Consider the following 9,910-nt stretch of genomic DNA (forward strand, 5'->3'; position numbering starts at 1 on the left):
ACCTGGGAGGCCTCGATGACCGATCTCGCATTGTTCGAGCGTCAGATCATGCGGTCGGTCAGCCGGAAGGTCCATGAGCGGCTGCGTCGGGCCGACGAGGCCAGCCTCGGCCCGGAGGCATTCGGAGACCCGGAGGAGATCGCCGATGCCATGGTCGCCGCGTTGCCGCTGGGGCATGTGTTCGACGAGATCACGGGGCCGTTCTACGACACGGCAGGGCTGGCCCGCTGGCTCGGTGTCACCCGCCAGGCGCTGCACCAGAAGGTCGCGCGGTACGCGGTACTGGCCTGTCCGCTCGACGACGGCGGGGTCGTGTACCCGACGTGGCAGTTTCTGGACAGCGGCGCCACCATTCCCTCGCTGCGCGACGTGCTGACCGTGCTGACCGAGGGCACCGACGATCCGTGGATGGCAGCGCTGTGGATGCGGGCGCCCAGTGACCGACTCGACGGGTCCTGCCCCGCGGACTGGTTGCGCCGCGGTGGAGATCCGCAACGGGTGATCGAGATGGCGCGGGAGACCGCCGCGAGCTGGAGCGCATGAGCCGTCAACGGCCCGCACTCGGTTCACCACCGGATGTCGCCGGGTTCCCCCGGTCCCGGTTACGCACAGACCATCAGCTGTACCGGGCCCACACCGTGGACAGGTCGCCGTGGTGGTTCTCCTCAGATCTGACCGGACGCTTCGATCTGCTCCCGCCGAACGGAACCTGTTATCTGGCAACCGATGTCACGACGGCGTTGCGGGAGCGCTTCGGTCACGACCTGGTGCGTCAGGGCGTGGTCACGTTCGAGGCAGCGGCCCGCACCGCGCTGTCGAGGGTGCGGGTGCCGGCCCCCAGATGGTTGGCCAACACATGTTCGCCGCGGGCGGCCTCGTTCGTCGGCATGACCCGCGAGATCGGTACGTGCCCGGTCTATGAACTGCCGCAAGCCTGGGCGGCGGCCTTCTTCGCGACCGGGCGTCACAGCGGAATTCGCTATCAGACCCGGTTCAGCACCGGCGCCGGCGCGAATGCAGTCGCCCTGTTCGAGGATGCGGGACAACGTGATTGGGCCGTCGACCCGTCACCGACCGGTGGCGTGCAGGCCTGCGTGACCGTCGGTATCGTCGTCGCGCATCGGCCCACCCGGCGTCAGGTGCGCATCCAACCTCCACCCGGCTAGGAAGGCGGGGAATCAGCGGCGGGGCTGCAACCGCAGCTCCACCATCGGCAGCGGTGCGTTCGTATCGGTGATCGGTTGACCGAGCGTCTGTTCGAGGACGAGCTTGAACTGGTCCCACGTCTTCGGATGCTGCGTGCGGTAATCCGCCAGTACCTGGTCGACGGCCTGTTGGTCGAGTACATGCGCGACAGCGGGGGCCGGGCGGTGGCTACCGAGCCACACCCGGACCTGCGGATTGACGGAAACGTTGCGGAACCACTGGGCCTTTGCGCCGAAACCCGAGGCGACGACGATGGTGTCGGGGGTCGGCCGGCCCACCACTTCGAGCACGACGTAGCGACGTGCGCCGGAGGTGCGACCGATGTGCTCGAGCATCATCATCCTCGCGCCGAACAGTGCCCCGGCCCGCATCCGGTAGAGCCAGATCGGGGCACGCACGAGCCGGCGGTTGCGAAGGAGTTTGGCACCGAAATCGGGCAGCGCGGCCATCCGTTGACTCCTCAGGGTTCCGTGAGCGTGCGTGCAATGCCCACCGATGGCGGCGTGTCGGCGTGCAGACGCGCACGTTCGCGGTGGTGGAGGCGCCATTCGTAGACGAGGCCGGCAACCCCGAGCGCGGCGGTGCTCACCGACACCAGAACCAGCGCCGGGCTGATGTTCCCGGTCAACGCGTCGCCCAGAATGACGACGGCCGCCGTGCCGGGGAACAAGCCGACCAGCGTCGCGAGCGTGTAGGGCAGGGCCCGCACTGCAGAGGCGCCGGCCGCGTAGTTCAGCACCGAGAACGGCACTGCCGGGATCAACCGCATGGACAGCACCACCGGCCAGCCGCGCCGGCGCAGCCGGGTATCCAGCATGTCGATCCGAGGATGGGGGACCAGCCGATTGAGCTGCCAACCGGCCGCGCGGATCAAGAACAACGCGAGCACGGCGCTCACCGCACTGGCCACAACCGCGATCGCCACGCCCAGTACCGGCCCGAACAGCAGGCCCGCGGCCAGGGTGAACGCAGTGCGGGGGAATGGGAAGACGGTCACGACGATGTGGGCACAGAGGAAGGCCAGCGGGAACCACGGACCTACCGAGGTGGCCCAGTCCCGCATCTGCATCGCCGTCGGCAACGGAACCAGCACGGCAACTGCGACAAGAATCACAATGCCGGCCAGCAGCCCCACGATCCGCCTGGTCGGCAATTGGGAAGCCGTCGTGAGCACCGCGGCGCGCACCATGCGCAGGGTTCTGACGACGGGTTTCATGTCTTACAACAGTACGGGCCACGGGCGGGGAACTCCGCTGGGCGCGGCCGTGATTCCACCTACCAGCGGTCAGGGCCGTGATGGCGATCATTTAGCCTTTAGCGCGAGTGGGTATGTCACACGCTGCGATAACAGGAGATGCGGGTGTCGTTACAGGGGACGAGTGCGATCGAGTCGGACCGCGCACAGTGGCGGACGGCGGTTGCCGGCGTGCTGGCCAAGAGCAGTCGGCGGGACGTGGCCGATCTGCCGGCCGAGCCGGAACGCCTACTGGATTCACAGACGTACGAGGGTTTCGCCATCCGGCCGCTCTACACCAGGCTCGACGCGCGCCCCGAGCCAACTCTGCCGGGGCAGTGGCCGTTCGTGCGCGGCGGAGACGCCCTGCGTGACGTGAAGTCCGGCTGGAAGGTCGTGGAGAGCTTCCCCGCTGTCGCGGGTACCGAGGTCGGCACCGTCAACGGTGCCGTATTGGTGGCGTTGACCGAAGGGGCCAGCGCCCTCGCCCTGCGGGTCGGCCACGAGGGCGGTATCGCCGTCAGCGAATTGGACCGCCTGCTCGACGGCGTTTTCCTGGATCTGGTGCCGGTCATCTTCGAACCCGTTGCGAACACCGGGGCTGACGCGTCCGCCATCGCCGATGCGGTGTTGCCACTGCTCGCAGACCTTGACGACGACCAGCGCTCGCGGCTGTCGATCGACCTGGGAGCCGACCCGCTGACTGCACCGCTGTCGGGGAAATCCGCCACGGACGAGGCCGACCTGCCGGCCACCGTTGCCAAGCTCGGTGATTACGCCGGCGGGGTTCGGGCAATCACCGTCGACGGTCCGGCGTTCCACAACCTGGGAGCCAGCGCGGCCTGGGAGCTCGCAGGATCGGTCGCGGCGGCGGTCGCCTACCTGCGTATCCTCAGCGACGGCGGGGTTGCCACACCGGATGCGTTGCGGCAGATCAGCTTCCGCTACGCCGCTGACGACGACCAGTTCATGACAATCGCCAAGCTGCGCGCCGCGCGGCAGCTCTGGGCGCGGGTCGCCGAGGTGGTCGGCGCCTCCGGCGCCGCCCGGATTCACGCGGTGACCTCGCTGCCGATGATGACCCAGCGTGATCCCTGGGTGAACATGCTGCGTACCACGCTGGCCGCCTTCTCGGCGGGCGTCGGGGGTGCCGACACCGTGCAGGTGCATCCGTTCGACGCGGCGATTCCGGGCGGACTGGACGGGACATCGGCGAGCTTCGCCCGCCGTATCGCCCGTAACACCCAACTGCTGCTGCTGGAGGAGTCGCACATCGGTCAGGTGCTCGACCCGGCGGGTGGCTCGTGGTTCGTCGAGGATCTGACCGCTCAGCTCGCCGAGCAGGCCTGGGCGCACTTCCAGGACATCGAGGCGCGTGGCGGATTCGTCGCGGCCCGCGACTACATCGCCGCCCAGATCGCTGAGGTCGCTGCTCGGCGCAGTGCCGACATCGCGCACCGCCGCACCGCGATCACCGGTGTCAACGAATTCCCCAACCTCGACGAAAAGCCGCTCCCGCAAGGTGGTTCGGCGTCGTCGATCGCTCGGTACGCGGCCGGATTCGAGGCCTTGCGCGACCGCTCGGACGCCTTCCTGGATGCGAACGGAGCGCGACCCAGGGTCCTGCTGCTGCCGCTGGGGCCGCTGGCCGAGCACAACATCCGCACCACATTCGCGTCGAACCTGTTGGCCTCCGGCGGGATCGAGGCGGTCAACCCCGGGCCCCTGGACGCAGCGGCGGTCGCCGCCGCGGTCGCCGCCGCGGTGGCCGATGCCGGTGCCCCGGCGGTGGCCGTGCTGTGTGGCACCGACGCCCGCTACGGCGCCGAGGCGTCCGGCGCAGTGGCTGCCGCGCACGCCGCCGGCGTGCGTCAGGTGCTCCTTGCCGGCCCGGAAAAGGCTGTCGCCGAGGCTGATTCGAAGCCTGACGGATACCTCACCGCCAAGATCGATGCGGTCGAAGCTTTGTCGAACCTGCTCACCGGACTGGGGGCCTGAGATGACTGCCACAACTGGAATCGGAAGTTTTGCGGACGTACCGCTGCACGGCGAAGGCACGGGTGAGCTTGCCACTCCAGAGGCTGTCGAGGCGCACGTCGCCGAGGCTGCGGCGGCCCATGGCTACGCTCCTGAACAGCTGACGTGGACCACACCCGAGGGCATCGACGTCAAGCCGGTCTACATCTCTGCCGACCGGGACGACGCGGCCGCGGCGGGCTACCCGCTCGACACCTTCCCCGGCGCACCGCCTTTCGTGCGCGGGCCGTACCCGACGATGTACGTCAACCAGCCGTGGACCATCCGTCAGTACGCCGGTTTCTCCACCGCCGCCGAATCCAACGCGTTCTACCGACGCAACCTGGCCGCCGGTCAGAAGGGTCTGTCGGTGGCATTCGATCTGGCCACCCATCGCGGCTACGACTCGGATCATCCGCGGGTGGCCGGTGACGTCGGAATGGCCGGGGTGGCGATCGATTCCATCCTCGACATGCGCCAGCTGTTCGACGGCATCGACCTGTCGACGGTGAGTGTGTCGATGACGATGAACGGTGCCGTGCTGCCGATCCTCGCGCTCTACGTCGTCGCCGCCGAGGAGCAGGGGGTGCCACCGGAGAAGCTGGCCGGGACCATCCAGAACGACATCCTCAAAGAGTTCATGGTCCGCAACACCTACATCTATCCGCCGAAGTCGTCGATGCGGATCATCTCGGACATCTTCGCCTACACCAGCACCAAGATGCCGAAGTTCAACTCCATCTCGATCTCGGGCTATCACATCCAAGAGGCCGGGGCGACAGCCGATCTGGAGTTGGCCTACACGCTGGCCGACGGTGTCGAGTACATCAAGGCCGGCTTGGACGCCGGGCTGGACATCGACAAATTCGCGCCGCGGCTGAGCTTCTTCTGGGGCATCGGCATGAACTTCTTCATGGAGGTCGCCAAGCTGCGTGCCGGCCGGCTGCTGTGGAGTGAGCTGGTGGCCCAGTTCGGCCCGAAGAACGACAAGTCGCTCTCCCTGCGTACCCATTCGCAGACCTCGGGGTGGTCGCTGACTGCGCAGGACGCGTTCAACAACGTGGCCCGTACCTGCATCGAGGCGATGGCGGCCACCCAGGGCCACACCCAGTCGTTGCACACCAACGCGCTCGACGAGGCGCTGGCGTTGCCCACCGATTTCTCGGCGCGGATCGCCCGAAACACTCAGCTGCTGCTGCAGCAGGAGTCGGGCACCACTCGGCCGATCGATCCGTGGGGCGGCTCGTATTTTGTGGAGTCTTTGACGTACCAATTGGCGGAGCGCACGCGAGCCCATCTCAAAGAGGTCGCCGAGCACGGCGGCATGGCGCAGGCCATCAGCGACGGAATCCCGAAGCTGCGCATCGAAGAGGCCGCCGCCCGTACGCAGGCCCGCATCGACTCGGGCGCACAGCCACTGATCGGCGTCAACAAGTACCAGGTCACCGAGGATCAAGAGATCGAGGTGCTCAAGGTCGAGAACAGCCGGGTGCGGGCCGAACAGCTTGCCAAGCTGCAGCAGCTGCGAGCCGACCGCGACGAGTCGGCCACCCAGGCTGCGTTGGCCGAGCTGACCCGCGCCGCCGAGGCCTCCGGCTCGGCAGGGGAGGACGGGCTGGGCAACAACCTGCTGGCCCTGGCGATCAATGCGGCTCGGGCCAATGCCACCCTCGGCGAGATCTCTGATGCGCTGGAGAAGGTCTACGGGCGGCATCAGGCTGAGATCCGTACGATTTCGGGCGTCTACCGCGACGAAATTGGGGGAGCTGGAAAGGTCGGCGGAATGTCTACTGCCACGGAGCTGGTCGGTAAGTTCGCCGAGGCCGACGGCCGCCGTCCGCGCATCCTGGTGGCCAAGATGGGTCAGGACGGGCACGACCGTGGTCAGAAGGTGATTGCGACGGCATTCGCCGACATCGGTTTCGACGTCGACGTGGGCTCGCTGTTCTCGACCCCCGAGGAGGTGGCCCGCCAGGCCGCCGACAACGATGTTCACGTGGTCGGGGTGTCATCGCTGGCCGCCGGGCACTTGACCTTGGTGCCCGCGCTGCGTGACGCGTTGGCAGAGGTCGGCCGTCCCGACATCATGATCGTCGTCGGCGGGGTCATCCCGCCCGGGGATTTCGACGAGCTGTACGAGGCCGGGGCGAACGCGATCTTCCCGCCGGGCACCGTGATCGCCGATGCCGCCATCGGTCTGCTGCAGAAGCTGGCGCAGCGGCTCGGTTACCAGCTGAGCCAGTAGTGGCTTCCGTTCGGAGGGCAGGAGCGGAGCGACCCGGGATATGACTTCGGTTCCTGAACTGGCGGCGGCCATCCGCGAGGGGGACCGCGCCGCGCTGGCGCGGGCCATCACGATGGTCGAGTCCACCCGGGCCGACCATCGTGACCAGGCCCAACAGTTGTTGCTGGAGCTCATGCCGGACGCAGGCAAGGCGCAGCACATCGGTATCACCGGGGTGCCCGGAGTCGGCAAGTCGACCACGATCGAAGCCCTCGGCATGTACCTCATCGAGGCCGGACACCGGGTCGCGGTCCTGGCGGTGGACCCGTCGTCCACCCGGACCGGTGGCTCGATCCTGGGTGACAAGACCCGAATGGCCCGTCTGGCAGTCCATCCGGATGCCTATATCCGGCCGTCGCCGACGTCCGGGACGCTCGGTGGAGTGGCCAAGGCCACCCGGGAGACCATTGTCCTGCTGGAGGCGGCCGGCTACGACGTCATCCTCGTGGAGACGGTCGGGGTGGGGCAGTCCGAGGTCACGGTGTCGAACATGGTCGACACGTTCGTGTTCCTCACCCTGGCCCGCACCGGTGACCAACTGCAGGGCATCAAGAAGGGCGTGCTGGAACTCGCCGATGTCATCGTCGTCAACAAGGCCGACGGCGAGCATGCGATCGAGGCCAAGGCTGCCGCCCGCGAACTGACGGGCGCCATCCGCCTCATCTATCCCCGCGAAACGCTGTGGCGGCCACCGGTTCTCACGATGAGTGCGATCGAAGGACATGGCCTGACCGAGCTGTGGGAGACAGTGCTCAAGCATCGTAAGGTGCTCACCGAGGCCGGCGAGTTCGAGGCCAGGCGTCGCGCGCAGCAGGTCGATTGGACCTGGTCGATGGTGCGCGACACCGTGCTGGACCGCGTGATGTCGCATCCCGGTGTGCGCAGCATCCGCGACGAGGTGGAGCGCCGGGTGCGCGAGGGGGAACTCACTCCGGCCTTGGCCGCGCAGGAAATTCTCGACGCGGCCGACTGAAAGTGAAAGGCTGGGCTGACCAGAGATGAGGGACGTGAAGGCGAAACTGCGTGTGTTGGCAGCTGCCGCGATGGTCGGCCCAGTGCTGCTGACCGGCTGTGGCGGCGCGTCGACCGGTGTACAGCCCACGGTGGCCAAGACCAAGCTGCAAACCATGGCGAAAGAGAAGTTGGAAGCCGCGGCCAAGCGCAAGGCCAAGTCTGTGACCTGCGACGACGGCATCGACGGCAAAGTCGGGGCGACTCAACATTGTGTGCTGACAGCCAAGGACGGCAGCAAGTACGGCGTTACGGCTACGGTCAAGGCCGTCGAGTCCGGCAAGGTCAATGTCGACTTCAAGGTGGACGACAAGCCGACCTCGTGAGCGGGCGGCCCATCTGGGCTAACAGGTGGGTAACGCTTATGGAATTTGCCGGGGTTCCAGGTAAATTCGAGTGTGTGACCGATCACAACGGGGAGCGCGACGAGGCGCTTCCACACGGCGTCCAGGGCGCGGCGGACAGGAACTTCTCCTGCACCGTTCGAGGCTTCTCGAAACTGTTCCCGGGCCGAAAGTACGGCGGCGGCGCGCTGGTGATCCTCCAAGGCGGACAACCGGTCGTCGATGTCTGGACCGGCTACTCGGACCGTGACGGGACGCAGTACTGGTCGGCCGATACCGGTGCGATGGTGTTCTCCGCGACGAAGGGTATGGCCTCGACGGTCATCCACCGCCTCGTCGACCGCGGTCTGATCGAATACGACGGCGCGGTGAGCGAATATTGGCCTGAATTCGGGGCCAACGGCAAATCCGCGGTCACAGTGCGTCAGGTGATGGCGCACGAGGCCGGCCTGTCTCAGCTCAACGGCGTCAGCAAAGCCGATCTGTTGGATCACCGAGTGATGGAGAGCCGGGTCGCGGCGGCTCCGGTGAACGCACTTCTGTTCGGCAAGTCCGCGTATCACGCGCTCACCTATGGCTGGCTGTTGTCGGGTCTGGCGCGCGCGGTGACGGGGCAGGGCATGCGTGAGCTGTTCCGCATCGAGTTGGCCGAGCCGTTGGGCACCGACGGTCTGCACCTGGGGCGTCCGCCCGCAGACGCCCCGACTCGGGCCGCACAGATCCTCGTTCCACAACGTCGGTGGCCCAACCATGTCTTCGACTTCGTGGCGCCGCGCGTCGCCGGACTGAACTTCTCGGGCGCCTTCGGCTCCATGTACTTCCCAGGAGTGATGTCGCTGGTTCAGGGCGACACCCCGTTCCTGGACACCGAGGCGCCCGCCGTCAACGGTGTCGCGACAGCCCGCGGCCTGGCCCGGATGTACGGTGCCATCGCCAACCAGGGCCGCTTGGGTGGCGTCGACTACCTGTCCGAGCGCACCGTGGCCGGTCTGGCCGGTCCGTCCGGTTTACGCGCGGACCGCAATCTCGGGGTGCCGCTGGGCTTCCACCTCGGGTATCACTCGGTGCCGTTCGGGATCATGCCGGGATTCGGCCATGTCGGACTCGGCGGGTCGGTCGGCTGGGCGGACCCGGCCAGCGGGCTGGCGATCGGATTCGTGCACAACCGGCTGCTGACACCGATGGTGTTGGACATGGCTGCCTTCGTCGGCCTGAACGCGCTGATTCGTCAGGATGTCGCTCGCGCACGTGAGCGCGGATTCGAGGCCGTGCCGGATCTCGGTGCGTCACCGTACGAGCTCCCCAAGCCCGCTGCGGGCTAGTCCTGGTCGGCTCTGTTCGTTGCGGGGGGTTGATCGCCCGGCCGGAACATCGCCGTACCGCTTCTACCTGCAGTGATATACATCACATATTGTCCCAGTAATGGGACGATCCTCCCGGCATTGCAGCGCATGTCCACCGTTAACCTCGGTTTCTTTGCCTCAGTGAACAGAATGTGGTTTCTGTCACGCATCCAGCTTCGGCGTGGGCTGGATCTCAAACGGCCCGTCCCGGCCCCGAAGTTTGGTACGCCGATGTCCCGGGGGTTGCGACACTTTGGCCGGTCCGGGTGATCAATGCTGGTTATGAGGTTGCATAGTCAACAATGACCATTAGCTGATGTGTCATTTGGGTACACATTCGTACCATTACCGAGCATCCAACCGGCAGAACATGAATTCGGTTCAACTACGGTTTCGGTAGTTTGCGTGCGGGTAGCCAGCTAACTATTGACAGGCAGCCTACGAATTAACTGTGAGTGATGAACTGAACACC

The 9,910-nt window shown here is 66.7% G+C and carries 9 protein-coding genes; 7 read left to right on the forward strand and 2 right to left on the reverse strand.

Annotated elements, in window-relative coordinates; translation table 11 throughout:
* Positions 1–15 precede the first annotated feature (15 nt).
* Together ACZYZF_RS11880 and ACZYZF_RS11885 are read left to right on the forward strand one after the other, a co-directional pair.
* Positions 16–543: a hypothetical protein gene (locus ACZYZF_RS11880; RefSeq protein ID WP_463745846.1), complete on the forward strand. Its 528-nt coding sequence runs from the start codon at positions 16–18 to the stop codon at positions 541–543.
* Positions 540–1,166, forward strand: coding sequence for an RES family NAD+ phosphorylase (locus ACZYZF_RS11885; protein ID WP_463745847.1), 627 nt, complete (start codon positions 540–542; stop codon positions 1,164–1,166). Before ACZYZF_RS11880 ends, ACZYZF_RS11885 begins: the two co-directional genes overlap by 4 nt.
* Before the next feature lie 12 nt (positions 1,167–1,178).
* Here the strand turns inward: ACZYZF_RS11885 and ACZYZF_RS11890 are convergent, their stop codons facing one another.
* Positions 1,179–1,655, reverse strand: a complete 477-nt coding sequence (locus ACZYZF_RS11890) for a nitroreductase family deazaflavin-dependent oxidoreductase (protein WP_463835794.1) — start codon at positions 1,653–1,655, stop codon at positions 1,179–1,181.
* Positions 1,656–1,666: 11 nt separating this feature from the next.
* On the reverse strand, positions 1,667–2,422 hold the full coding sequence (locus ACZYZF_RS11895; RefSeq protein WP_463835795.1) for a TVP38/TMEM64 family protein: 756 nt from the start codon (positions 2,420–2,422) through the stop codon (positions 1,667–1,669).
* A gap of 138 nt (positions 2,423–2,560) precedes the next feature.
* On the opposite strand from ACZYZF_RS11895, the gene mutA reads away from it, so the two are divergent.
* The 5 genes from mutA (at position 2,561) to lipL (ending at position 9,417) form a co-directional block, all read left to right on the forward strand.
* Positions 2,561–4,438 carry a methylmalonyl-CoA mutase small subunit gene (gene mutA / locus ACZYZF_RS11900; RefSeq protein ID WP_463835796.1) on the forward strand — a complete coding sequence of 626 codons (1,878 nt, stop codon included), beginning with the start codon at positions 2,561–2,563 and terminating at the stop codon, positions 4,436–4,438.
* Between the two features lies 1 nt (position 4,439).
* Positions 4,440–6,701 (forward strand): methylmalonyl-CoA mutase, encoded by a 2,262-nt coding sequence (scpA, locus tag ACZYZF_RS11905; protein WP_463745851.1) that lies wholly within the window; start codon positions 4,440–4,442, stop codon positions 6,699–6,701.
* Positions 6,702–6,741: 40 nt separating this feature from the next.
* A complete protein-coding gene (gene meaB / locus ACZYZF_RS11910; protein WP_463745852.1) occupies positions 6,742–7,713 on the forward strand; it encodes a methylmalonyl Co-A mutase-associated GTPase MeaB in 972 nt (323 codons plus the stop codon).
* A 25-nt stretch (positions 7,714–7,738) separates the two neighbouring features.
* Complete coding sequence (locus ACZYZF_RS11915) at positions 7,739–8,077, forward strand: DUF4333 domain-containing protein (protein ID WP_463745853.1); 339 nt, start codon at positions 7,739–7,741, stop codon at positions 8,075–8,077.
* A gap of 74 nt (positions 8,078–8,151) precedes the next feature.
* Positions 8,152–9,417: an esterase/beta-lactamase LipL gene (gene lipL, locus ACZYZF_RS11920; protein WP_463745854.1), complete on the forward strand. Its 1,266-nt coding sequence runs from the start codon at positions 8,152–8,154 to the stop codon at positions 9,415–9,417.
* Positions 9,418–9,910 lie beyond the last annotated feature (493 nt).

It is taken from the genome of Mycobacterium sp. IDUB_24, from assembly GCF_055419385.1.